This is a genomic window from Ectopseudomonas alcaliphila, from assembly GCF_900101755.1.
In the GTDB taxonomy this organism is placed as follows: domain Bacteria; phylum Pseudomonadota; class Gammaproteobacteria; order Pseudomonadales; family Pseudomonadaceae; genus Aquipseudomonas; species Aquipseudomonas alcaliphila.
The window spans coordinates 515,942-540,405 of record NZ_FNAE01000003.1 but is presented as its reverse complement, the minus strand read 5'-3'; the positions used below and the strand labels follow the sequence as shown (position 1 = coordinate 540,405).

The following is a 24,464-nucleotide window of genomic DNA, read 5'->3' as shown; positions in this document are numbered from 1 at the left end:
ACAAGAAAACAGGCAGCCTGGCTATAATCCGCAGCAGTCTTACAAGGAGTTGGCATGCTCAACAGCTATCCGTATCTGCCTCATTTCCTGGCCGCACTGTGGTTCGTTCTGTGTTGGGGCGGCTACACCCGCTATGCCTCCTTGAAGGCGCAAACCACTCCCTGCCTGGCCAGCGTCCTGCACCTGTACCGTGAGGACTGGATGCGCCGCATGCTGCTGCGTGACAATCGCATTGCCGACGCCAACGTGATCGGTAACCTCGAGCGCAACGCCTCGTTCTTCGCCTCCAGCACGCTGATTATTCTGGCCGGTATCCTCACCGTGCTGGGTGCCTCCGACCGCGCCTTGTCGCTGCTGGCCGACATTCCCTTCGTGCAACAGGCCAGCCGGGGTCTATCCGAGATCAAGCTGCTGTGCCTGGGCATCATCTTCGTCTATGCCTTCTTCACCTTCAGCTGGTGCATGCGCCAGTACAACTTCGCAGCGGTGCTGGTGGGTTCGGCGCCGATGGTGGGGGAGCGTCATGTCACCGAACAGGAGCGCAAGGCTTTCGCAGAGCGCACGGCACGGGTGATCTCGATGGCCGCCAACCAGTTCAACTTCGGTTTGCGCGCCTACTATTTCGGTATGGCGACCCTGGCGTGGTTCATCAACCCCTGGTTCTTCATGCTGGTGACTGCCGGCGTGGTGGTGGTGCTGTATCGCCGTGAGTTCCATTCGGATGTGCTGGAAGTGATGGTCTATACCCCAACGCCGGCCGCCGATGTGGCCAAGGAGAAGAGTGAATGAGCATTCCGTTCTGGTGCGTCTTCATCAGCGCCTTGTTGATCTTCATCGCCAAGGCTCCCCTGGCAAAGGCCATGGCCAAGGAGGGTGGTGGTCGGTACGACAACCATCATCCGCGCGCCCAGCAGGCGCGTCTAACGGGTTTCGGCGCGCGTGCCCTGGCGGCGCATTTGAACAGCATCGAGGCCTTCCCGCTGTTCGCGGTTGGTGTGTTGATGGCACACACCACACAGACCTACGGCTTTCTGATCGACATTCTGGCGATTACGTTCGTTATCAGCCGCGTGCTGTACCTGCTGTTCTACTGGTGGGACCTGCACTGGCAGCGCAGTCTGGTATGGGTGGTGGGCCTGGCCTGTAGCCTGCTGCTGATGATCAGCCCGGCGCTGAAATGAAAGAAGGCCCGCATTGCGGGCCTTCGTTTACGCGAGGTTGAACCTTACTGGTTCTGCTCGGGTTGTCCTTCCGGTGAGCTGAGCGGAGCATTGGCACCCGGCTCGTCAGTGTCCGGCATGTCGTCCTGCGGCATCGGCTCATTGGTCTCCGGCAGCGGCGGTTCCGGATTGGGGGCTGCGGGCTGAGCTTCCGTCGCGGGCGCGACTGGAGCCTGGGATTTTTCCTCTTCCTTATTGTCGCAGGCGGCGAGTGCAAGGCCTGCAACCAGAAGCAGGGCAAACGGCAGAGTCTTTTTCATCATTGAGCCTCCATGTATGGCTTCGTCATTCATAGGGCTTTGAACTTCATGTTTTACATTAAGTTCAACTGCTTGGGCAGGCGCGGCTGTCCGCACACCAGACTGCACCGGTGCTGAAGCACAGCGTGGCGCAAGGTATCATGCGCGGCCTTATCGCATTTACCCCCGTCCAGGTCGCAGTCATGTCGGAAAACATCATCCTCGAGCGCGCTCAGCGCTTTCTTTCTGCCTTGCGCCATTGCCAGGTTCTGGGCATGAGCGTGCAGGGGGGCGACAGCCGTGGCCTGACCTTGCGCCTGCCCTATGGCGCGCATATCGTCGGCAACCCGGACACCGGTGTGATCCACGGTGGAGCTATCACCACGCTGATGGACACCACCTGCGGTATCTCCACGGTCTGCGTACTGCCGGAGTTCGAGATCTGCCCGACCCTCGATCTGCGCATCGACTACATGCACCCGGCCGAGCCGGGCAAGGACGTCTTCGGTTTCGCCGAGTGCTATCGAGTCACTCACAACGTCATCTTCACCCGCGGCTATGCCTATCAGGACGACCCCGAGCAGCCGATTGCCCATGTGGTCGGTACCTTCATGCGCATGGGCAAGGCTGGGCAGGGCGGTGGTGATCTGAAACAGACGATCCAGCAAGGCGGTGGCGCATGAGCGAGCTGAATCTGGAGCAATTGGTGGCGCGTGCGCACCAGCAGAACGATTACGACCCGCTGATCAACCTGATTCCCTACGCCAAGCTGCTGGGCATCGAGTGTCTGCGCCTGGGCGATGACATGGTCTTTCGCTTGCCAGCCAACCGCGACTGTATCGGTAACCCGGTGCTACCAGCGCTACATGGCGGTGTAATCGCTGGTTTCATGGAACATGCAGCCATGCTCCATCTGTTGATGTTCATGGGCATTCCACATTTACCCAAAATCATCGACTTCTCGATAGATTACCTGCGCGCCGGCCATTATCGTGACACCTATGCGCAATGCCAGGTCTGGCGTCAGGGGCGTCGGGTGGCCAATGTGGCTATCACCGCCTGGCAGACCAAGCAGGCCGAACCGATTGCCACCGCCCGTGCCCACTTCAAGGTCGATGAGCCCTGAGTCGTTGAGACTTGCCCGGCAGTTGCAGCGGATCGGCAGCGCAGCGAAATCATGACAAGGACCCTGTAGATGGATGCGTTGCTGATAATTGGTGGCCTGGTGCTGATGCTGGCCGGCCTGGTATGGCTGGTCATGCGGGCGTTCGCCACCAGTCTGTTGTGGGGCTGGGGCAGTCTGCTCCCACCGATCACCTTGATCTACGTGGTGCGCCACTGGAGGCGAGCGCGTAGCGCGGTCACTCTGATCGGGCTCGGTGTGATTCCCCTGGTGGTAGGTCTCACCTTGCTGGCCAGCAAGGATGCTGAGCGTCTGGCGGCGATAGTCCGCCTGGATTGGCTCAAGCCCGAGGTGCAGGTGCCGGCAGAACTGGCCATCAATCTGGCCGGTGAGCTCAACGGCCAGCCCTTTCGCCCCCAGCAGGGTGAGCTGATCGATGGTGTGTTGGTACTGCGCGAGGGCCTGGATTTCTTCGCCCTGCGCGAATTGAGCATCCGCCTGCCGCAGCCAGTCGAAGGTCCGGTGCGTATCGACGTATTGCCCCAGGACAGCGGTAACCTGCCAGAGGTCGAACTGAGCTGGCTGTTGCCGGAGCAGGATCTGCCCGAGGCGCGTCGCCTGAGCCGCGGCTACACCCTGCATCTGGACCTGCAGCCGCAGGAACCGAATCGTCTGGTCGGCGATTTCCACCTGGTCATGCCGCCACGCTTCAAGACCAGCCTGAGTGGTCGGGTCGAGCTGTATCGTGATCGCCTGCGCTATGTCGATGGTCAGGTCGATGCGCACTTCGATTCGCACGACACCATCGCCCATCTCCTCCAGGACTACCTGCAACGGCGTTTTGCCACGCGCGATGTGCGTGAACTGAAACTGCCGGTGTTCACCTTCGAGGGCGATACCCTGGAGTTGCAGGTCGACGCGCAGATCGACGGGCGTAGCGAGCGCCTGCCAGTTCGGTTGCACAAGCGCCCCGAGCAAGGCTGGACGGTGGATGGCGATCGCTTCCCGGCATTGCCCTCCGTTGCAGCCAAGCAACCGGCGCAACAAACTGAAACGATCGCTGTCGAGGAGCGCCTGAGTCGTCCGGTCGACCGTCGTCAGCGCTTCAGCCTGGCGCGTTTGCAGCGCAACCCGGAGCAGTACCGCAACCTCAGCATGCGTCTGAGTCGCGCCAGTGGTGGCATGGTGGAGGGGCGTTTCGTCGGTATCGACAGTGATGGCAGCATTCGCCTCAGCCAGCAGATGGGCAGTGGCGGCGGCCAGGCCAGCTTCAGCTTCAAGCCGGAAGAAATCGGTCGCCTGGAACTGCTGGAGCCGTAGGGCGGCTGCAACCCGCCATATTCGGCTTGCGGATGGTTTTTACCTGCCCGAGACGATGATGCGCCTGCTCCAAGCCCTTGAAATTCATCCAGCAGGCCCCATCTGTAGGTCATCGCCGCGATAGCGGTTCCTGTCCTACAGATGGAGTTAGCAGACCATGAGTGTGGAAACTCAAAAAGAAACCCTGGGCTTCCAGACCGAGGTGAAGCAACTGCTTCACCTGATGATCCATTCCCTGTACTCGAACAAGGAAATCTTCCTGCGCGAGTTGATCTCCAACGCTTCCGACGCCGCTGACAAGCTGCGTTTCGAAGCGCTGGCCAAGCCGGAGCTGCTCGAAGGCGGCGCTGAACTGAAGATCCGCCTGTCCTTCGACAAGGATGCCAAGACCGTCACCCTCGAAGACAACGGCATCGGCATGAGCCGCGAGGAAATCATTGCGCATCTGGGTACCATCGCCAAATCCGGTACTTCCGACTTCCTGAAGAATCTCTCCGGCGACCAGAAGAAGGATTCGCACCTGATCGGTCAGTTCGGTGTGGGCTTCTATTCGGCATTCATCGTTGCCGATCAGGTCGAGGTATTCAGTCGTCGTGCGGGTAGCCCGGCCAGCGAAGGCGTGTACTGGTCCTCGAAAGGTGAGGGCGAGTTCGAAGTCGCCACCGTCGAAAAAGCCGAGCGCGGTACCCGCATCGTTCTGCACCTGAAAAGCGGCGAAGAAGAGTTCGCCGACGGCTGGCGCCTGCGCAACATCGTCAAGAAGTACTCCGATCATATCGCGCTGCCGATCGAGCTACCGAAAGAGCACCACGGCGAAGAGGCTCCGGCAGACGTCGAGTGGGAAACCGTCAACCGCGCCAGCGCCCTGTGGACTCGTCTGCGTACCGAGATCAAGGACGAGGAGTACCAGGAGTTCTACAAGCACGTCGGCCATGACTTCGAGAACCCGCTGAGCTGGAGCCACAACAAGGTCGAAGGCAAGCTGGAGTACACCTCGCTGCTCTATGTACCGGGGCGTGCGCCGTTCGATCTTTACCACCGCGAAGCACCCAAGGGCCTCAAGCTCTATGTGCAGCGCGTATTCATCATGGATCAGGCCGATCAGTTCCTGCCGCTTTACCTGCGCTTCATCAAGGGCGTGGTCGACTCCAACGACCTGTCACTGAACGTCTCGCGCGAGATCCTGCAGTCCGGCCCGGTCATCGATTCGATGAAGTCGGCGCTGACCAAGCGTGTGCTGGACATGCTGGAGAAGCTGGCCAAGGACAAACCGGACGACTACAAGACCTTCTGGAAAGCCTTTGGTCAGGTGCTCAAGGAAGGCCCGGCAGAAGACTTCGCCAACAAGGAGAAGATCGCCGGCCTGCTGCGTTTCGCCTCCACCGCCGGCGAAGGCGACGAGCAATCGGTTTCGCTGGCCGACTACCTGGGCCGCATCAAGGAAGGTCAGGACAAGATCTACTTCCTCACTGGCGAAAGTTTTGCCCAGATCAAGAACAGCCCGCACCTGGAAGTCTTCCGCAAGAAAGGTATCGAAGTGCTGCTGCTCACCGATCGCATCGACGAGTGGTTGATGAGCTACCTGACCGAGTTCGACGGCAAGCATTTCGTCGACGTGGCCCGTGGCGATCTGGATCTGGGTGAACTGGACTCGGAAGAGGACAAGAAGGCCCAGGAAGAAGTCGCCAAGGCCAAGGAGGGGTTGATCGAACGCCTCAAGGGGGCGCTGGGTGAGCAGGTGGCCGAGGTTCGCGTGTCTCATCGACTGACCGACTCGCCGGCGATTCTCGCCATCGGTGAGCAGGATCTCGGTCTGCAGATGCGCCAGATTCTCGAAGCCAGTGGGCAGAAGGTGCCGGATGCCAAGCCGATCTTCGAGTTCAACCCCGCACATCCGCTGATCGAACGCCTGGACGCCGAGCCGGACGAGGATCGCTTCACCGATCTGTCGCACATTCTCTTCGATCAGGCCGCTTTGGCTGCTGGCGACAGCCTGAAAGACCCTGCCGCATACGTGCAGCGTCTGAACAAGCTGTTGGTGGAACTCTCTGCCTGATTGGCTAAGCTGTAGAACAAGCCCGCTCCGGCGGGCTTTTCTATGGGTGCGATAGATCGGCTGGATTTGACAAGCCCGGCCCCGTCGTTTCAGATGCTGGCAATTAGCCGGCTTTCTGCCGGTGCCCTGGGGCTGTATGTCGATTTTCGAGCTGTTCTTCTTGATGGGCGCGGACCCGAGTGTCCTTGTGCTCAGTAGTTACGACACTTCCCTGGTGCTGCTGTCACTGGCCATCGCCGTATTCGCTGCCGGCATGGCACTGCAGCTGGCCGGCGAAGCACGAGACAGCTCGCATCCGCTCGCCAGGCAAATCACCATCTTCACCGGCTCGCTCGCCCTCGGCGGCGGCATCTGGTCCATGCATTTTCTCGGCATGCTCGCCTTCGAGTTGTGCGCGACGGTGCGTTTCGATCTGGGTATCACGCTGCTGTCGATGGTGCCGAGTCTGGCCGCTTCGTGGGTCGCGCTGAGCCTGCTGGCGCGGCGCGACCTCAGCCTGTTGCAGCTGTGTGTTGGCGGGGTGCTGGTCGGTGCTGGTATCGGCACCATGCACTACAGCGGAATGGCGGCGATGCAGATGGCGCCGCTGCTGCGCTATGACCCCTGGATGTTCGCCCTGTCCATCGTGGTTGCCGTTGCCCTGGCCATTCTGGCGTTGTGGGTGCGCTTCGGTCTGGAGGGGCGTTTGCCGACGCTCTGGGCGCTTGCGCTCAGCGCCCTGGTGATGGGGCTGGCGATCAGTGGCATGCACTACACCGGCATGGCTGCGGCGCGTTTCGTCGGCACGCCGGAGTCCGAGGTTCCGATGGCAGTAGTCGACAGTGGTTATATCGCCATTGCCATCACGCTGCTGACCGTCGCTCTGACGATCTTCGTCGTGGCGGCCAATACGCTGCTGCGTTATCGCCGCATGAGTCATCAGCTCAAGGCCAGCGAGCAGCATCTGCGCTCGATCTTCGATACGGCTCTGGATGCCATCATCACCGTCGACCATACCGGCACCTTGTGCTCGGCCAATCGTGCGGTCTCGCGTCTATTCGGCTGGACGCCGCAAGAGCTGGTGGGCATGCACATGCGCTCACTGATGCCTGCTCGGCATGTCGAGCAGGTGGAAGTGGCGCTGGCCAACTACCTCCGAACGGGGCGCCTGACGATGCCGGCCGGCGAGCAGGAACTGCTGTGTGTGACCCGTGACGGCGAAGAGAAATCGGTGCGCATCAGCGTTGGCATCACCCATTCCGGCAGCCGTCCGCTGTTCGTGGTATTCGTCGCCGATATCAGCGAAAGACAGGCCATGGAGAAGGCCCTGCGTGACAGCGAGCAGCAGTACCGCTCGTTGATCAGCAACATTCCCGGGGTGTCGTTCCGCTGCACGCTGGATCAAGACTGGACCATGATATTTATCAGCGATGCGGTGCAGCCCCTCACCGGTTGGAGTGCAGAGGATTTCATCAGTCGCCGCTGTTCGATTGCCGATATGTATCACCCGGACGACTATCAGCGAGTCGCCGCTGAGGTGATGCAGGCTATCGAGCAAGGCCGCAACTACGCCGTCGAATATCGCTTGTTCGACCGTGATGGCGCGGAACACTGGATATGGGAAAGTGGTAGCGCGGTTTGCGACGAAAAGGGTGTGCCGCGCTGGATCGATGGCGTTCTGCTCGATCAGACCGAAACCAAGCGGCGCAACGCAGAATACCAAGGCAAGGTGACGGCGATCAGCAAGGCCATGGCGTTGCTCGAATTCGACCTCGACGGCAATATCCTCGATATCAACGACAACGCTCTGGCACTGTTTGGTTACGACAAGGACGAAGTGGTCGGTCATCACCATGCCATGTTCTGCGCCCCTGAGCTGGTTGCCAGCGACGCCTATCGCCAGGGTTGGGCGGAGCTGCGTGCGGGGAACTTGCGTACGGGCGAGTACCGGCGCATCGGCAAAGGCGGCCGGGAGGTGTGGATTCAGGCCAGCTACAACCCGATCCTCGATACCGATGGCAAGCCGTTCAAAGTGGTCAAGCTGGCGACCGATCTGACCCCGCGTCGCGTGATGGAGCAGGATCTGCGAGCTGCCCGTGACCGCGCCGAAGCCGCCGCTGCCGCACGCAGCAGCTTCCTGGCCAACATGAGCCATGAGATCCGTACGCCGATGAACGCCATCATCGGCTTCACCGATCTGCTGCTGGAAACGCCGCTTTCCAGCGAGCAACGTCGCCATCTGAGCACCGTGCAGCATTCGTCGCGTTCGCTGTTGGGCTTGCTCAATGACATCCTCGACACGGCCAAGCTCGACCGGGGTGCCATCGAACTGGAACAACTGGATTTCTCCCTGCGCGAACTGTGCGAGCAGGTGCTCGCAACGCAGCGGCTGACGGCTGAAAGCAAAGGCTTGCAGCTGCATCTGGACTACCCGGCAACGACCAATGAGTTCTTCTGTGGCGACCCGCTGCGTTTGCAACAGGTCCTGACCAACCTGCTCGGCAATGCGGTCAAGTTCACCTTGCACGGCGAGGTTCGCCTGAAAGTGACGGGGGAGCCGGGCGCGATGCGTCTGGCGGTGAAAGACACCGGCATCGGTATCGCAGCCGATCGCCTGGAGAAGATCTTCGAGCCTTTCGCTCAGGCTGATGCCTCGATGAGCCGACGCTTTGGCGGTACCGGCCTCGGTACGACGATTTCCCGGCAACTGGTCGAGTTGATGGGCGGTCGCTTGCGGGTTGAGAGTACCGAAGGGCAGGGCAGCTGCTTCAGTGTCGAGTTACCGCTGCAAGCCGGCAAACGCCTGGCCTCGCAACAGCGTGCGGTGCTGCCGGAGCTGGGCCTGCTGAACATCCTTGCAGCCGATGACGTGCCGCAAAACCTCGAGCTGCTGCAACTGACCCTGGAGCATTTCGGCCATCGTGTGCGCTGCGTCGCCGATGGTGGGGGCGCGCTGCAGGCGTTCACCGAGGAGCGCTTCGATCTGATTCTGATGGATGTGCAGATGCCGGGCGTCGACGGTCTGGAAGCCTCGCGACGGATTCGTCAGTGGGAGGCGGCCGAGGCGCGAGAGCCGATTCCGATCATTGCCCTGACCGCCAGTGTGCTCGATCAGGATCGTCAGGCCGCGCTGGATTCGGGGATGAACGGCTTCGCCTCGAAACCGCTGGATCTCAACGCACTGCTGTGGGAAATCGCCCGTCTGCTCGGCCTGACCGATGTGCCCAGCGCAGTGGTCAGTGCCACCCGTGCTGCCGACGCTGGGCTGTTCGACTGGGTACGCGGCAGCAGCCTGTGGGGCGGGCCGTTGCGTATGGCTCAGGCGATCAGCGCTTTCATTGGCGAGCAGCATGATCTGGCGTCACGTCTCACCCAGCTGCTCACCGCACGCGACTGGCGCGAGGGCGAGGCCCTCGCACATCGCCTGCACGGCGCGGCCGGTAACCTGGCCATGACCAGCCTGGCCAGCCTAGGGCAGTCGCTCGAGCGGGCGTTCGAAGCCCAGGACGAGCAGGAGCTGCGCGCATTGCTCGCGCAGCTCGAACAGGCCTTACAGACTGTCAAGGAGGTGGTGCCGCAGGTGCCGCAGGCCGTATCTTCGGTCGCAAGCTCGGCTGTCGACTTGCGCTCGCTGCGTGAGCAGGCCAGTCAGCTGCGGCAGACGCTGCAGCGCGGCGGCCTGGACGATGAAACCCTGGCCATCATGGAACAGGCCACCAGGGGCACAGCCTACGGCGCCGTCCTGAAGGATATGCGTCAGGCGCTGGATGACTTCGATTTCGATCAGGCCCTGCTGGCGCTCGATCAACTGTTGCTGCAACTGCAAGACGAGGAAACGACCCCATCATGACCCTGGCTGCCGATACTCGCCCGCTGTTGCTGCTGGTCGATGACGAACCCACCAACCTGCAGGTGCTGCGCCATATCCTGCAGGAAGACTATCGCCTGCTGTTCGCCAAGGAGGGGGCGCGCGCGCTGGAAATGGCCGAGCGTGAACGGCCCGACCTGATCCTGCTCGATGTGATGATGCCAGGCATGACCGGCTACGAGGTATGTCAGCAGCTCAAGGCCAATTCTCTGCTCAAGACGATTCCGGTGATCTTCGTTACCGCACTCGGCGATGTCGACGATGAAGCACGCGGTTTCGAGGTCGGTGCGGTGGACTACATCACCAAGCCGATCAGCCCGCCCATCGTGCGGGCCCGTGTGCGCACTCATCTGTCGCTGGTACGTGTCGATGAGCTCAAGCAGACCCGCCTGCAGATCGTTCAGCGTCTGGGCATGGCCGCCGAGTACAAGGACAACGAGACCGGTCTGCACGTCATTCGCATGAGCCATTTCTCCAAGGTGCTGGCGCTGGCCGCCGGCTTCAGCGAAAGCGCTGCCGAGGAACTGCTCAACGCGGCGCCGATGCACGATGTCGGCAAGATCGGCATCCCCGATGCGGTGCTGCGCAAACCGGGCAAGCTGGACGAGGACGAGTGGCAGGTGATGCGTCAGCACGTGGAGATCGGCGCGCGGATCATTGGTGAACACAGCTCGGGGCTGCTGCGCACGGCGCAACGCATTGCCCTGTCGCACCATGAGAAGTGGGATGGCAGCGGTTACCCCAACGGCCTGCGTGGCGAAGATATTCCCCTCGAAGGCCGAATTGTCGCCATCGCCGACGTGTTCGATGCGCTGACCAGTGTGCGCCCCTACAAGCCGGCCTGGCCCGTGGAGGAGGCGGTCGCGTTCCTGCGTGAACAGAGTGGGCGCCACTTCGATCCGCGCCTGGTCGAGTTGTTCATCACTTGCCTGCCCGAGATTCTGCAGATCAGGGAGCGCTGGGCCGAGCAGCCTGCCGCTTGAAACCTCCTGTCTAAAACCTGCCTCATCTCGACTTGGTCATTATCGACAGCGGGGCTATTGTTAGGGGCCTACCATTGCCAAGTGCAGGCCTCACCATGCAGAAGAAGACACTGGTCCCCTTGTTGTGCGCCGCATTCGCCGGCCTTGCCGAGGCGGCCGTCGTGACCAAGACGATTCCCTATGAAATCGACGGCGAAGCCTTCGAGGGCGTGCTGGTTTACGACGATTCGGTCACCACGCCGCGTCCGGGCCTGCTCGCCGTTCCCAACTGGATGGGCGTGAATGAAGACACCGTGGCCAAGGCCGCTCATGCTGCGAGTGACAAGTACGTGGTGTTTCTCGCCGACATGTACGGCAAGTCCATTCGCCCCAGCAATGCCGAAGAGGCGGGGGCCGCGGCCGGTGCGGTGCGCGCAGATCGTCCGCTGATGCGCAAGCGTGCTCAGGCTGCAGTCGAGGTGCTCAAGGCGCAGAGCAGCGAGGTGGCGCTGGATCTGAACAAGTTGGGTGCCATCGGCTTCTGCTTCGGTGGCGGTACGGTGCTGGAACTCGCGCGCTCCGGGGCGCCGCTCAAGGGCTTCGTGTCCTTCCACGGCAATCTGGATACACCCAACCCGGCCGATGCCACGAACATCAAGGCGCCGGTACTGGTGCTGCACGGGGCCGATGATCCCGCCGTACCGCAGGCACAGGTCGACGGCTTCATCGCCGAGATGAAGGCGGCCAAGACCGACTGGCAATTGGTGAGCTATGGCGGTGCGGTGCACTCGTTCACCAATCCCAAGGCCAACGTGCCGGGACGTAACGAATACCACCCGGTGGTGGCCGCGCGGGCATTCAAGGCGATGAACGATCTGTTCGATGAGGTATTCGCCGAGCAGTGATGCCCGGGTTCATCAAGCATTGAACGAAAGGCTGCGCCCGATGGGCGCAGCCTTTTTGTCTTACTTCGCGGGCAGCACGGCGATATCGATGATGCCGTCCGGCAGGTCGGCGACGTCACCCAGGGTGGTGGGTTTGCCGCTGGCCAAATCCAGCTGGTGCAGGGTCTTGCCGGTCAGCACGTAGGCGGTGTTGCCGCCTTTACCGTCGCTGGCGATGTCCATGGCGGCGGCGTCGAGACCGTCGGCGACCTTGCCGACCAGCTGCTGTACGCCATCGTTCGGCGGGTTCTGCAGCATCAGGCTGCTGCTGGCCAGGTCGATGTTGTACAGCGCCGTGCTCTGTGTGCCGGCATAGGCGTTGGTATAGGCGCCTGCAACCACCTTGGGTTGCTTGCCTGCGTAGGGGCCGTCGGTGGCATAGGCGACCTTGCCGTCTACGGCCACTTCACCGGTATCCACATTCACCCGCAGGCTGGTGCCGTCCGGGCCGAGCAGGCGCAGGCGGTCAGCAACCGGGTTGAAGTCGACGACGGCCTGGCCGCTGCCAGTCAGCGCGGTTTGCAGTTTGCTGCCGGCAGTCGCGGCACCGGTGGCGGCATCCAGGGTGTAGAGCTGATCGCCGCCGCCGAGGGCGTAGAGCTGACCACTGGCCGGGCGTACGTCCAGACCACGCACGTCGCTGGCGCCGCTGATAGCCATGCTGGCAGTGACCTTGAGGCTGGCGACATCGACCTTGAACAGCTTGCCGTCGGCGCTCAGCGCGAGCAGTTCGGTGGCGCTGGCGGCACCTGCGCTCAGAGTCAGCAGGCCGGCGGTGCAGAGGGTAGTGATGCGTTTCATGGTTGTTCCTCATAAAAGGTTTCAGCATCGAGACGAAACCGGCTGGCCGGCTTCGCAGGTGCCTCGACGAAACACCTGTGAGCTATACCCGCGAGGAACGCGGTTGGATGTCGGCGGATGAAATTTTTTTTCGAAGGCTGATCAGGCCTTTGCAAGGTTGCCGGCCGTTGGGCCGGCAACCCACTCAGTTGGCGCTGGCCAGCACGGCTCGACCGATATACAGCACCGGGCCGCTGGGGCGGTTGTATGGCGAGCCGCCTGCCGGCTCCAGGGTCAGCTCGAACAACTGGCCGGCCTGCACGGCGCCGATCTGTTCGGCAGGCAGGCGCAGTGGCTGGCCGGCTTCGACCAGGCCCAGCGAGCGCGGGCCGTCGGCTGGGTCGATCAGCGTCCAGAACTGCAGGGCGCGGCCCTCGGGGACCTGATCGGCGACCAGCGGGTCGAGCGAAAGCGTGCCATCGCTGCTGACCTGGATCACCCAGCCGGGCTTGGCCGCTTCGCCTGGCTGCTGCAGCACCACGGTATAGCGTTCGCCAGCGAGATCCGGGGCGCGCAGTACTGGCATCAGCACGGCAACCAGCAGGGCGACGGCCAGTGCGGCGGCCGTCAGGCGCCAGGTCAGCAGGCTGTTCCACCAATTGGTCAGCGGACCCGGACGTGGTTCGTCGCGCAGCCCCAGGCTCTGCCGAATACGCGCCCAGAGTGCCGGGGAGGGTGCGTGTGCCGGTAGCCGGTCGCTCAGTTCGAGAAAGTGCCGCTCCCATTCCAGGGCCATACGGGCGGCACTCTCATCCTCTTCGAGCAACTGGCGCACCTCGGCCGCTTCATGCTCGTCGAGCAGGCCGAGCAGGTATTCGCCGATCAGGGCGCGGCGTTCTTCGGGATTGTGCGGAATCATGCTTGCAGACACTCCTGCAGCGCGCGCAGGCCGGCGCGGATACGGCCTTTGATGGTGCCCAGCGGTGTACTCAGGCGGCTGGCGATCTGCTCGTGGGTCAGGCCACGGTAGAACGCCAGCAGAATGGGATGGCGGCGCGGCTTTTCCAGGCGCTGCAAGCAACTACGCAGCAGGCGCTGCTCGGATTGCTCCAGTGCCTGCGCTTCGGCCTGCGGGCTATCGTCCAACACACGCTCGATGAAGTCATCGTCCACCTCGGCATGCCGGTTGCCACTGCGCAAGGCATTGAGCACACGGTAGCGCAGGATGCTGTGTACCCAGGCGCGGCCGCTGCCCAGTTCGCGCCGATAGCGCGCGGCGTGCTGCCAGATGCGCACGAACGCGTCGTGCAGGCAGTCCTCGGCAATGTCACGGCGGCCGAGCATGCTGATGGCCAGGCCGAGCAATTGACCGGCCTCTTGCCGATAGAGCGTCTGGAAGGCACGTTCGTCGCCGCGTGCGCAGGCTTCCAAGGTACTTTCGTAATCGAACTCGCGATCTGCCATGGGTCATCCGTTGGCCTGAAAAATCCGCATGCAGCTTATACCCGGCTACTGCGCTTCCGGATCACGCACAGGTAACAAAAAACTGCGACGTTCTTGGGCGCAGCCAGTGGCGCGCTTCAGGGCTGACCCTGGGCATAGGCCTCGTCGAGGGAAACCCAGCGCTCCAGCGGGCCTTTGCGCGAGGCGTAGCGAATCTGTAGCCAGCGTCCCTGCTGATCCAGTACCTCGCAGACGTCCCCTGCGATCAGGTAAGCCTTGCTCCGGCTGGTTTCTTCCGGTCGTTCGTGAAGGTGAAGGCGTGGGGCGGGCACAGTCCAGGTGAGCGGCTGGTCACCATCGTCGAGCGCGCGGCTGGCGATGATCCGGCCCTGAGGGTCGAGTGTCTTCTCGAACACAGGGAAAAACACAGGTGCATCCGGATCATAGTCGTGACGTACATGCAGCGTCTTGTACAGCCAGGGGGCGCCGGACTCATCGAAGCGGTAGGCGTCGTAGTACCAGCGCGGTCCGCTGCGGCAGTGGCTGTAAAGGGCGCGCTGTGCCTTGTCGGGTTGCAATTGCGAAAGCTCCGAGCAATTGGCGCGCTCCATCAGTTCGGACGGCATGTGCAGCCGCTCGAAGCGGCGCAGTACGGGGCGATACAGGTAGAGGTGGTAAACGGAATTGACCATTCCCACCGGCACGCGGATGGCCAGATCGGGGTGACCATCGAAATCGTAATCGTCGACCTCGAAGCTCGGTGCCTCTATCTCGTTGCCTTCGGGGATGCTCAGTGCGAGCGGGTTGCCGTCTGGTTGCAGCAGAACATAGCGCTCGCCGTGTTTTTCAACCAGGCTGCGTAGTCCGGGTTCCGGCTCGAGCTCGGGCAGTTCGGCCGCGGCGAAGAAGGGCAACAGCAACAGGCCTGCGAGGGGGCGATACAGGGGCAAGATGGCAATCCTTTGCGAACGGCAGGCGCCTTTCAGCGCCTGTGTTTGAACGGTAGTCTCAGCGCGGCAACTCGAGGCGAGTGGTTTCACCGGGCACCTGCGGCCAGTCACCTGCGGCCCAGCGCTGGCGCGCCTGGTCGATAAGCTCCGGGGTGGTGGCGACGAAGTTCCAGTTGATCCGTCGTGGACCGATGGCCTCGCCGCCGATCAGGGCCAGGTGGCATTCGCCGCAGGCACTGAGTACGGGCGTTTCACCTGCCGGGATAACCGCCATGGTGTGCCGGGGAAGGAGCTCGCCATCCAGCTCCGCTTCGCCATCTATGAGGTACAGGGCGCGTTCGCTGTGCTCGGCCGGTATCAACAGATTGGCACCCGCGGCCAGGCGCAGATTGGCATAAAGAGTCGATGAGCGAACCGGCACTGGCGATTCGAGGCAGAAGCCGCTGCCGGCGATCAGGGTGATCTGCACGCCCATGGCCTCGCTGCGTGGCAGCGAAGCGGCGGGGTGATGGCTGTAAGCCGGCTCGCACTGTTCCTCGGCTTCCGGCAAGGCCAGCCAGACCTGCAGGCCGTGCGCTCGCTTGTTCTGCCCGAGTTGCCCGGGCGGTGTGCGCTCGACATGGGCGACGGCGCGCCCTGCGGTCATCCAGCTGACATCGCCGGGGCCAACCAACTGATCCGAACCCAGGCTGTCCTTGTGCTGCAACTGGCCTTCGAACAGGTAGGTGAGGGTGGACAGGCCGATATGCGGATGCTGGGCAATGTTTATGCCTTTGCCAGCCGGATAGTCATGCTCCAGCATGTGATCGAAGAAGACGAAGGGGCCGATGCTGCGAAAGCTTGCCGAGGGCAGGGGGCGCAGAATCGGTTGGCCGGAAATGTCCTCGGCGCGTGGGCGGATCAGCTGCAGCTCGCTCATGCCGGGGCTCCTGCCAGGCGGGTTTCGACCTGGATGTCGGTGGTGGTCATCAGTTTGTGGATCGGGCACTTGTCGGCGACGCGCAACAGTTGCTGACGCTGTGCATCGTCCAGCGGGCCTTTGAGCGACAACTCGACGACAAGGCGGTAGTTGCCTTCGCGTTCTTCGCTGTCGTCACGCTCGACGTTGACATCGATGCCTTCCAGCGGCAGGCCGCGCTGACGCGCATAGAGCAACAGCGTCATGGCCTTGCAGGTCCCGAGCGAGGCGTCGAACAGATCGTGCGGATCGGGGCCGGCGCCTTCGCCACCGAGCTCGGGCGAGACGTCGCCAAGTAGCTGGTGCGAGCCGATTTCGATCTGCTGCTGCAGCCCCTTGTTGTTATGAACACGGATCATGGCGTTTCCTTGTAGGCGTGACGGCAATGCCCGTCAGCCTAGCCCAGGCAGGCCAGATTACACCAGTGCCGACAACCGTACATCGGCGCCCAGCACCCGCAACAGAGCGCCCTGACCATCGACGATAGGTACCGACACAGTGAAGCAGAAGTCATCGGTCGCCGAAGAGCGATAGACCTGGGTGATATGGCCTGCCATCTGCTCGACCACGGCGCGGAACCAGGGGCGCTGGCTCCAGTCGCGGCCGCGACAACTGGCGTTGTCAGCGTGCGCCACGTCGGCGGCGAAGACGTTCTCGGAAACCTGCACGCCGCGGTTGTCCACCAGGTAGAACAGCTCGAAACGACTGTCGCGCGCCAGCGTATCGCTGAGCAGTCGTTCGGCTGCTGACACCTCACCTGCCAGCTCGGGGCGCGTCGCCAGTTGCTCGACGCTGGCGCGCACGGCCGCGTGGATCTCCAGGCGGAAGTCGCCAAGCCCGGCGAGCAGGCGATCACCGTCTTCGCGTACGGCCTTGCTGTGATGCAGCACCTGACCGGCCTTGCCAAGCAGCTCGCCAGCGACCTGGGCGATGCTTTGCACATCGCCATTGATCGAGCGCACGGCCTGGCCGATCTGCTCGGTGCCTGCGGCGATCTGGCCGACCTGAGCGTCCAGCCGATCCATGGCCTGGCGCGTGCTGTCCAGCCCGCCGCTGACGGCGAGAATGCCGGCGCGGCCGTCGGCTACCGCCTGGTTCATGTGCTGGCCGGCACTGCCGAGTTGCTGCATGCCCTCGCGGAAACGTTCGATGATACCGCTGACCTGGCCGGTGGCATCGGTGGTATGGCCGGCCAAACGCCGCACTTCCTCGGCGACCACGGCAAAGCCCCGACCATGTTCACCCGCGCGTGCGGCCTCGATGGCGGCGTTCAGGGCCAGCAGATTGGTCTGTTGCGAGATACTGGCAATCACGCCGATGACCTTGCTCACCTCATCGAGCTGCCCGGCCAGTTGCTGGATCACCTGAGTCAGTTGCGCCTCGCTGGCGTCGATCACCTCGACCTGGCGCAGCACGGCCTGGCCACTTTCCTGGCATTGGTGCAGGGTGGCAGAGACTTCGGCGGACAGCCGTGCGACTTCGCCTGCGCCGGGCACCAGTTCGGCGTCCAGCGTGGTGGTGACCTGCTCGCTGGCGCTGGCGATCAACTCCGAGGACTGCGCCAGCGTTTGTCCGCTCTGCTGGTTGGCTGCGGCGATACGCGCCAGTTGTGGCGCATGGGCCGCGATACCGACAGCGGCACCGAGGCTGGCACGGATGCGTTGTTGGAGGCCCGCGCTGAAATCGTTGAGACGTGCCATCCACAGATAGTGTTCCGGGAGGCGAATGGTGAGGTCGTGCTGTTGGAACAGAGCGTCCAAAGCGGCCTCGTCCTGGGCCTTGCGGGTTGGCTTGCGCAGCAACTGCAACATGATGATTCCCCTGTCTGGTCTACCTCAAGCGTTGCAAGCGAAGTGCCATCATTGGCGGGCGTATCCATTGCCGTCCCGGGCTGTTGGCCCGCCAGCGATGAGCTGGTTTGGTGCGTTGGCAGATTGCACGCTCCAGCGAGGCGCGCGAGGCGGGTTACCGTTCGTCGAACTTGCTTGGAAGGTCGGGGGTCTATGCTGCTCGTACTGTCAGGAGGACCCGCCTTGCTCATATCCCGATTGATGCCATGGATACTCGCGCTCAGCGCCGTGATCGTCTGCAGCGCCCAGGCCCGCGAATACCGTTACAGCGACGCCCACCTGCACTATGTCGACTTCTTCCAGGAAAGCGCCGGCATGGACGAACTGCTGGAGAAGATGGCGGAAAACAACGTCGATCACGTGATGTTCTCCGGCATTCCGGTGGCCAAGAAGTGGGACGAGGACGAGCCCAAGCGCCCACGCTATTACGCCGGTGATGACGCCAACGCCTACTGGTACAGCGCCACCGACGTATTCATCGCTGCCGCCTACAAGCGCCTGCCCGCCGAGCAGCGCAAACGCTTCCATCCGTTTCTTTCCGGCTTCAATCCCAACGACAAGAATGCCGATGCCCACATCCGCCGCATGCTGGAACTCGATCCCGGCCTGTGGCAGGGCATCGGTGAAATTTTCACCCGTCATGACGACCTCACCGCGCTGATTCACGGTAGTGCGCCGCGTGCCAACAACGAAGCACTGGCGCGCGTGTTCCATCTGGCCGCCGAATATGATCTGCCGGTGATGCTGCATTCGAACATCACCTCCAAGCGTGAGCGCGAGCCGATCTATCTGCAGGAAATCGAGGCCCCGCTGCGCAACCATCCGCATGTGCGTTTCATCTGGGCGCATGCCGGCACCAGTGCCGAGATTCATCGTCATCAGGAGAAACTCGACTTCCTGCTGGACACGGTCGAGCGCATGCTCGGTCAGTACCCGAATCTCTATATCGATCTGTCCTGGACCATGCTGCGCCCCTATCTGCTGGACGAGAACGGCAAGCCTGATGCGAAGTGGGTGCATCTGGTCAGCAGCTATCCGGAGCGCTTCATGCTGGGCTCGGACGTGGTCGGGCGCTTCGGCAACCTGGGCGAGTACATGAAGGGCTTCGATCCCTTCCTCGATGCATTACCCGAGGACGTGGCGCACAAGGTTGCGCGCGACAACTTCCTCTCCGTGCTGCCGCGCAAGGTGCAGGCCGAGCTGGATCCTTAGCGTGGAGGTCGCGCAGTGACCACCTTCTATGTCCTTCTCACTCGGGGAGCAGGTGGCGCGTAGCGCCGGATGAGGCAAGACCTGTCGCGAAGGCTTCCATTATCCTGGGTGGCTCTCGCGGCATGTCCGTTAGCGGGGCTGTCATCAGGCTGTCACTCGGGCGTCATAGGCTCGCGCTCATCTCAACGAGGAGCGCACCATGCATTACACCCGAGTGGCCATGATGGCCGGTCTATTCGCCTGGGCTGGCCTGAGCCAGGCTGACGTCCGTGTCGAAGGGCCAGTGGAATACGGCATCTTCAGCAGCCAGTATCAGGACTACCAGCCAGGCGAGCGGGTACTGACTCGCAGCAACCAGGAGATCGAGCGCACCGAGCAGATCCCCGCCAAGCTCGGTACCAAGTTCGGCATGCGCTATAGCCTGGCCGGCAAGCGCGAGGGTGACACTCCGCTGACGCTGCTGTACCTCACCCCGGGTGTGGTGACCCCGGATGGTCTGCGTCATGACAAGTTTGAAGTGCAGCAGAAGCTGGTGGTCGGTGCGCCGCAGGACGTGATGGCCTTCGAATTCACCGAACACCACGAAGTGGTGCCCGGTGAGTGGCATTTCATCGTTTTTCAGGGCGACCGCAAACTGGCCGAGCAGCGTTTCATGGTGCGTTGATCAGAGCAGGATGGCCATTTTCGCCGTCCATGTTTGAGGCCCTTGCCTACTGGGGCCCTATACCCAGATCGACGGCTGGCGTTGATGACCCTGGTCCACCCCGGGAATCGATCAGCACATGCAGGTGTGCCTGACGCCGGTAGCGCAAGTAAGCGTCGGGCATGGCGCCAGCCTGCCGATTCCACTGGCCCATGTTGCGCCACGAGGCGCTGACCACCCCTCTACGCGGCAAGCGGGGTGAAGGCCAGGCCACTGTCTCTGCGGACCTTGGCGAGCAAATTCTTGGCGTAGCAGCCATGCCCTCATTCATCCTGGTGCAGACACGCCACAGTCACGCGCCAGGCGTTGCAGCATGCTTTGATTGAGCTGCGGCGTAAGCACCTCGCCATATTACCGTTGCACGGCTGCACCTCGGTGACCCGCTGTCCCTGGCAAGTCTCAGCCTGTGTCCGGGCTGACTCGTGGACGCTATTCGACGTGCGAATGCACAGGCGTTCGTCGGAGGTGAGCGTGCCCAGCGTATCTGTGGTCGGGGGCACAACGGGATGAAGAGTGACGCGCTCAACAGCGGTGCCAGCACGTCGACCAGGCGCTGGGCACGGCCACTGCGGTGTTAGAAATTTCTCTTTCTTTATCAAGAGCGTCGGAATGGCGTCGATAAGAAAGAAGGGATTAGCGCAATCTCTTAAGGTTCTTTGCCAAGTACGGCAAAGGATGTCTCGATTTCTGCGCGCAATGGGAGTTGCAAAAATGTCGCTGCGTAATCTTTCTATCGCCCCCCGGGCGGCTCTGGGGTTCGGCCTGGTCGCTCTGCTGGTAGTACTGCTTGGGATATTTTCATTGACGCAGATGGGCGAAATGCGTGAACAGTCCGATGAGATCAACGAGAACTGGTTGCCAAGCGTCTTGGCCATTGGCGATGTGTCCAAGGATGTGTTGCGTTTGCGTGCCATTACCCTGCGTTCGATGCTCAATCGCGATTCTGCCCAGGTGCAGGCCAATCTGCGCCTGGTTGAGGAATTACGCTCATCCCTTGTCAAGAATCAGGAGGCTTACGAGCAACTGATTTCCAGTTCCGAGGAAAGGGCCCTCTATGACGAGTTCAAGCGCTCTGAGGCAGCTTACTTGCAGGAGCAGGGTCGAATATTGGCGTCGGTTCGCCAGGGTAATTTCGATGCTGCCATCGAGGTGGCTGGTGGTGTACTCAATCAACACGCCGATGCCATGTTGCAGGGCCTCGTCAAACTGACTGAACTGAATCGTGTGAGCGCTGTGGCAGCGGGCGAATCGGCCAAGGAGGTGGCGGAGTCTTCACGTATCTGGGTCATCGCCATGATGGTTCTGGCGACTCTGGCTACCGTCGTGCTGGCGATGCTGTTAACGCGCAGTATCGTCGCTCCGCTGAGCGAAGCTGTGCGGGTGGCTGAGGTGGTGGCATCTGGCGATCTGACCCAGGCGATTCATGCTGAAGGTAGCGATGAGCCGGCGCGCTTGTTGGTGGCGTTGAAGAGCATGCAGCAGAGTCTGCGCGGCACCATCCAGAGCATTGCCGACTCGTCCAATCAACTGGCGTCGGCATCCGAAGAGCTGCATGCGGTGACCGAGGATTCGACCCGCGGCCTGCATCAGCAGAACACCGAGATCGAACAGGCGGCCACGGCTGTCAATGAGATGACCGCAGCGGTCGAAGAGGTGGCGCGCAACGCTGTGAGCACCTCCGAGGCATCGCGCGAATCCAATGCTACGGCGTTGCAGGGGCGCGAGCAGGTGCGCCAGACCGTCGACTCCATTGGCCAGCTGGCTGCCGATGTCACCACCACCTCGGGAGAGGTGGAGCAGTTGGCGCAGCGTGTACACGAAATCAGCAAGGTGCTCGACGTGATTCGCTCCATTGCCGAGCAAACCAACCTGCTGGCGCTCAATGCGGCCATCGAGGCGGCTCGTGCCGGTGACGCCGGTCGCGGCTTCGCCGTGGTGGCCGACGAGGTGAGGGCGCTGGCGCATCGTACCCAGCAGTCGACTCAGGAAATCGAACAGATGATCGGCGGCATTCAGAGTGGGACGGATCGCGCTGTCAGTGCCATGCAGAACAGCAATGGACGCGCCCGTTCGACGCTGGAGGTGGCGCAGGCCGCAGGTGTAGCGCTGGAGCAGATTACCCAGGCGATTTCCTCGATCAACGAACGCAACCTGGTGATTGCCAGCGCGTCGGAAGAGCAGGCTCAGGTGGCGAGGGAAGTGGACCGCAATCTGGTCAATATTCGCGACCTGTCGCTGCAGAGTTCGGCAGGCGCCAACCAGACCAGTGCCGCGAGTCAGGAACTGTCGCGCCTGGCGATCGACCTGAACAACCTGGTAGCGCGCTTCAAGGTCTGAGGCAAGCCAGAAACGAAAACGGCGCCCGAAGGCGCCGTTTTCTTTACCAAGGCAGCAATTACTTGTCGGCCCAGCGCTTGAGCAGCAGAGTGGCATTGGTGCCGCCGAAGCTGTTGCTCATCACGGTACCGCTAGATCGTCACCTTTGTCCGGCAAGACGTTGCGCCATTGGGTCATAAGGCTGCATCAGCAGTCGGCTTGTAAACTGCTTGTGGGCAAGCCACTTCTTTAGATACAGGAAAAGTCAGTTGTGTCTGAAATTCATTCGGCTTTTCTCAGGTCTGAACTTCCTAGGTGTGGACTTACATACAGCTATGTTTGTTTGGGTGTGCGCGTTGTAGTTCTTGCTGTTGTTTATTTGGCTATTCGTATTAGTTCTGATTTGCATAGCAAGTCGTACGTCTTGAGTACTCATTCATTTTGTCTATAGAACCTCTGAAGATAATGCTGCTTCTTCAGTTGCATGGGGGTAGTGTCAGCAAGACATCCGTCACTCGCAGTATTTCAGTGCGGCCGATCCTCTGCGACTTGTGCGGCAGCTGGTCAGACTTCTTTCAAAGTGCGACTCGTCCATGTTGATTTAAGAATGCCGCTTTTACATGTATGAAGTCGTATGAGTGTGTTTGCATAAATGCCCGATGAATGATTTGTTAATACATTTACCGCTGCGATCAAATTAACTTCTTCTATGCTTGCTTTGAAGCATTCGTCTAGCTGTCTGCAGGCGAGTTTTAACCGATGTTTACTGCAAAAGACGGGAAGAGGCGGGCGCAGTCTCCTCGGCATTGGTTCTTCGCCAATTGCATCTCATCAATCGTGCGCACGAGGAGTAGACGATGTCGCTGCGTAATTTATCTATCGCCACACGGTCGGGACTCGCTTTTGGTCTAATCGTGATTTTGGTGATCGTGCTCGGGGCAGTGAGCCTCGTTCAAATGTCTGGGATGAGGGGGTCTGCCGCAGAGGTGGAAACGAACTGGGTGCCCAGCATCACCGCACTCCAGGATATCTCTAAAGACATCTACCGGTTGCGCGCCACGACGCTACTGATACTGGCGGACAGGAAACCGCCGACAACACAGCAGACCTTGGAGCGCGCTACGGTCCTCCTGAACCAGATAACCGAGTCGGAGAAAGAATACGAGAAACTGATATCCAGCCAGGAGGAGCGAGCCTTATACGACGAGTTGCACAGGGCACAGGCGCTTTACCTGACCGAACGTGAGGCTGTGCTGAAATTTGCCAAGGAAGGGGATTACGATAGCGCCGTCGCGCGTTTTGGCACTGGTGCCTTGAGCCAGACAGCAGACACGGTCGCCAAGCTGCTGGAGGATTTGGGCCATTTGAACGAGGCAGGTGTCCAGTCGGCGGTGCATGAGTCAGCGGATATCTATGCCAGTGCCCAGCGTACGGTAATAGGTCTATTGGTCTTGGTCGCGGCATTGACTGCGGTGCTGGCGTTGGTGATCACCCGCAGTATCGTGACGCCACTGGGCGAGGCCGTTCGGGCCACCGAGGTAGTGGCGGCCGGTGATCTGACTCAGGACATAATCGTGGTTGGGCGTGACGAGCCAGCACGTCTTCTGGCCGCGCTGAAAACCATGCAGCAGAGCCTGCGTGGCACCATCCAGAGCATCGCCGATTCGTCCAATCAACTGGCCTCTGCATCCGAAGAGCTGCATGCGGTGACCGAGGATTCGACTCGCGGCCTGCATCAGCAGAACACCGAGATCGAACAGGCGGCTACGGCGGTCAATGAGATGACGGCGGCTGTGGAGGAAGTGGCGCGTAATGCTGTCAGCACCTCTGAGGCCTCGGGTGAATCCAATGCTACGGCGTTGCAGGGGCGCGAACAGGTGCGCCAGACCGTCGACTCCATTGGCCAGTTGGCTGCCGATGTCACCACCACCTCGGGAGAAGTGGAGCAGCTGGCGCAGCGTGTACACGAAATCAGCAAGGTGCTCGACGTGATTCGCTCCATTGCCGAGCAAACCAACCTGCTGGCGCTCAATGCGGCCATCGAGGCGGCCCGGGCCGGTGACGCCGGTCGCGGTTTCGCCGTGGTAGCCGACGAGGTGAGGGCGCTGGCGCATCGTACCCAGCAGTCGACTCAGGAAATCGAACAGATGATCGGCGGCATTCAGAGTGGGACGGATCGCGCTGTCAGTGCCATGCAGAACAGCAATGGACGCGCCCGTTCGACGCTGGAGGTGGCGCAGGCTGCAGGTGTAGCGCTGGAGCAGATTACTCAGGCGATTTCCTCGATCAACGAGCGCAACCTGGTGATTGCCAGCGCGTCGGAAGAACAGGCTCAGGTGGCGAGGGAAGTGGACCGCAACCTGGTCAATATCCGCGACCTGTCGCTGCAGACCTCGGCCGGTGCCAACCAGACCAGCGCGGCGAGTCAGGAGCTGTCGCGCCTGGCGATCGACCTGAACAACCTGGTGGCGCGCTTCAAGGTCTGAGGCGAGCCAGAAACGAAAACGGCGCCCGAAGGCGCCGTTTTCTTTACCGCGGCAG

General features: G+C 61.6%; 21 protein-coding genes. 13 read left to right on the top strand and 8 right to left on the bottom strand.

The features are described 5' to 3' along the window. Positions 1-54 precede the first annotated feature (54 nt). Positions 55-789, top strand: a complete 735-nt coding sequence (locus BLR77_RS14165; RefSeq protein ID WP_074678793.1) for a DUF599 domain-containing protein — start codon at positions 55-57, stop codon at positions 787-789. Continuing rightward, complete coding sequence (locus BLR77_RS14160) at positions 786-1,181, top strand: MAPEG family protein (protein WP_074678791.1); 396 nt, start codon at positions 786-788, stop codon at positions 1,179-1,181. The genes BLR77_RS14165 and BLR77_RS14160 overlap by 4 nt, the downstream gene beginning before the upstream one ends. 44 nt (positions 1,182-1,225) lie before the next feature. Here the strand turns inward: BLR77_RS14160 and BLR77_RS14155 are convergent, their stop codons facing one another. Further along, a complete protein-coding gene (locus BLR77_RS14155) occupies positions 1,226-1,480 on the bottom strand; it encodes a hypothetical protein (RefSeq protein WP_074678937.1) in 255 nt (84 codons plus the stop codon). A 182-nt stretch (positions 1,481-1,662) separates the two neighbouring features. On the opposite strand from BLR77_RS14155, the gene BLR77_RS14150 reads away from it, so the two are divergent. The 7 genes from BLR77_RS14150 to BLR77_RS14120 all read left to right on the top strand — a co-directional run bounded on the left by BLR77_RS14150 (position 1,663) and on the right by BLR77_RS14120 (position 11,672). Next, positions 1,663-2,142: a PaaI family thioesterase gene (locus tag BLR77_RS14150; protein WP_074678935.1), complete on the top strand. Its 480-nt coding sequence runs from the start codon at positions 1,663-1,665 to the stop codon at positions 2,140-2,142. After that, positions 2,139-2,585 (top strand): PaaI family thioesterase, encoded by a 447-nt coding sequence (locus BLR77_RS14145; RefSeq protein WP_074678789.1) that lies wholly within the window; start codon positions 2,139-2,141, stop codon positions 2,583-2,585. Before BLR77_RS14150 ends, BLR77_RS14145 begins: the two co-directional genes overlap by 4 nt. A gap of 69 nt (positions 2,586-2,654) precedes the next feature. Then, a complete protein-coding gene (locus BLR77_RS14140; protein WP_074678787.1) occupies positions 2,655-3,902 on the top strand; it encodes an MFS transporter in 1,248 nt (415 codons plus the stop codon). A gap of 157 nt (positions 3,903-4,059) precedes the next feature. Beyond that, positions 4,060-5,958, top strand: a complete 1,899-nt coding sequence (gene htpG / locus BLR77_RS14135; RefSeq protein ID WP_074678785.1) for a molecular chaperone HtpG — start codon at positions 4,060-4,062, stop codon at positions 5,956-5,958. Between the two features lie 187 nt (positions 5,959-6,145). Then, on the top strand, positions 6,146-9,787 hold the full coding sequence (locus BLR77_RS14130) for a PAS domain S-box protein (RefSeq protein ID WP_238380571.1): 3,642 nt from the start codon (positions 6,146-6,148) through the stop codon (positions 9,785-9,787). After that, complete coding sequence (locus BLR77_RS14125; protein ID WP_074678781.1) at positions 9,784-10,788, top strand: response regulator; 1,005 nt, start codon at positions 9,784-9,786, stop codon at positions 10,786-10,788. The genes BLR77_RS14130 and BLR77_RS14125 overlap by 4 nt, the downstream gene beginning before the upstream one ends. A 95-nt stretch (positions 10,789-10,883) precedes the next feature. Next, the gene (locus BLR77_RS14120; RefSeq protein WP_074678779.1) at positions 10,884-11,672 is read left to right on the top strand and encodes a dienelactone hydrolase family protein; all 789 of its coding nucleotides are present in this window, start codon (positions 10,884-10,886) and stop codon (positions 11,670-11,672) included. Positions 11,673-11,732: 60 nt separating this feature from the next. Here the strand turns inward: BLR77_RS14120 and BLR77_RS14115 are convergent, their stop codons facing one another. The 7 genes from BLR77_RS14115 to BLR77_RS14085 all read right to left on the bottom strand — a co-directional run bounded on the left by BLR77_RS14115 (position 11,733) and on the right by BLR77_RS14085 (position 17,653). After that, a complete protein-coding gene (locus tag BLR77_RS14115; protein WP_074678777.1) occupies positions 11,733-12,512 on the bottom strand; it encodes a DUF4394 domain-containing protein in 780 nt (259 codons plus the stop codon). 184 nt (positions 12,513-12,696) lie between these two features. Further along, entirely contained in the window at positions 12,697-13,410 is a 714-nt protein-coding gene (locus tag BLR77_RS14110; protein WP_074678775.1) for an anti-sigma factor, read from the bottom strand. Further along, positions 13,407-13,955, bottom strand: coding sequence for a sigma-70 family RNA polymerase sigma factor (locus BLR77_RS14105; RefSeq protein ID WP_074678773.1), 549 nt, complete (start codon positions 13,953-13,955; stop codon positions 13,407-13,409). Before BLR77_RS14105 ends, BLR77_RS14110 begins: the two co-directional genes overlap by 4 nt. Before the next feature lie 116 nt (positions 13,956-14,071). Beyond that, a complete protein-coding gene (locus BLR77_RS14100; RefSeq protein ID WP_074678771.1) occupies positions 14,072-14,884 on the bottom strand; it encodes an XAC2610-related protein in 813 nt (270 codons plus the stop codon). Between the two features lie 58 nt (positions 14,885-14,942). Further along, positions 14,943-15,803: a pirin family protein gene (locus tag BLR77_RS14095; RefSeq protein WP_074678769.1), complete on the bottom strand. Its 861-nt coding sequence runs from the start codon at positions 15,801-15,803 to the stop codon at positions 14,943-14,945. After that, positions 15,800-16,201 (bottom strand): OsmC family protein, encoded by a 402-nt coding sequence (locus tag BLR77_RS14090; protein WP_074678767.1) that lies wholly within the window; start codon positions 16,199-16,201, stop codon positions 15,800-15,802. Before BLR77_RS14090 ends, BLR77_RS14095 begins: the two co-directional genes overlap by 4 nt. Before the next feature lie 57 nt (positions 16,202-16,258). Next, entirely contained in the window at positions 16,259-17,653 is a 1,395-nt protein-coding gene (locus BLR77_RS14085; protein WP_074678765.1) for a methyl-accepting chemotaxis protein, read from the bottom strand. 240 nt (positions 17,654-17,893) lie between these two features. Here BLR77_RS14085 and BLR77_RS14080 point away from each other — a divergent pair, with 240 nt between their 5' ends. The 4 genes from BLR77_RS14080 to BLR77_RS14065 all read left to right on the top strand — a co-directional run bounded on the left by BLR77_RS14080 (position 17,894) and on the right by BLR77_RS14065 (position 24,409). After that, the gene (locus tag BLR77_RS14080) at positions 17,894-18,904 is read left to right on the top strand and encodes an amidohydrolase family protein (protein ID WP_074678763.1); all 1,011 of its coding nucleotides are present in this window, start codon (positions 17,894-17,896) and stop codon (positions 18,902-18,904) included. 199 nt (positions 18,905-19,103) lie between these two features. Next, positions 19,104-19,568 (top strand): DUF3859 domain-containing protein, encoded by a 465-nt coding sequence (locus BLR77_RS14075; protein WP_074678761.1) that lies wholly within the window; start codon positions 19,104-19,106, stop codon positions 19,566-19,568. A gap of 750 nt (positions 19,569-20,318) precedes the next feature. Continuing rightward, the gene (locus tag BLR77_RS14070; protein WP_074678759.1) at positions 20,319-21,944 is read left to right on the top strand and encodes a methyl-accepting chemotaxis protein; all 1,626 of its coding nucleotides are present in this window, start codon (positions 20,319-20,321) and stop codon (positions 21,942-21,944) included. Positions 21,945-22,780: 836 nt separating this feature from the next. Next, positions 22,781-24,409 (top strand): methyl-accepting chemotaxis protein, encoded by a 1,629-nt coding sequence (locus BLR77_RS14065; protein WP_074678757.1) that lies wholly within the window; start codon positions 22,781-22,783, stop codon positions 24,407-24,409. The last annotated feature ends 55 nt before the right edge of the window (positions 24,410-24,464 follow it).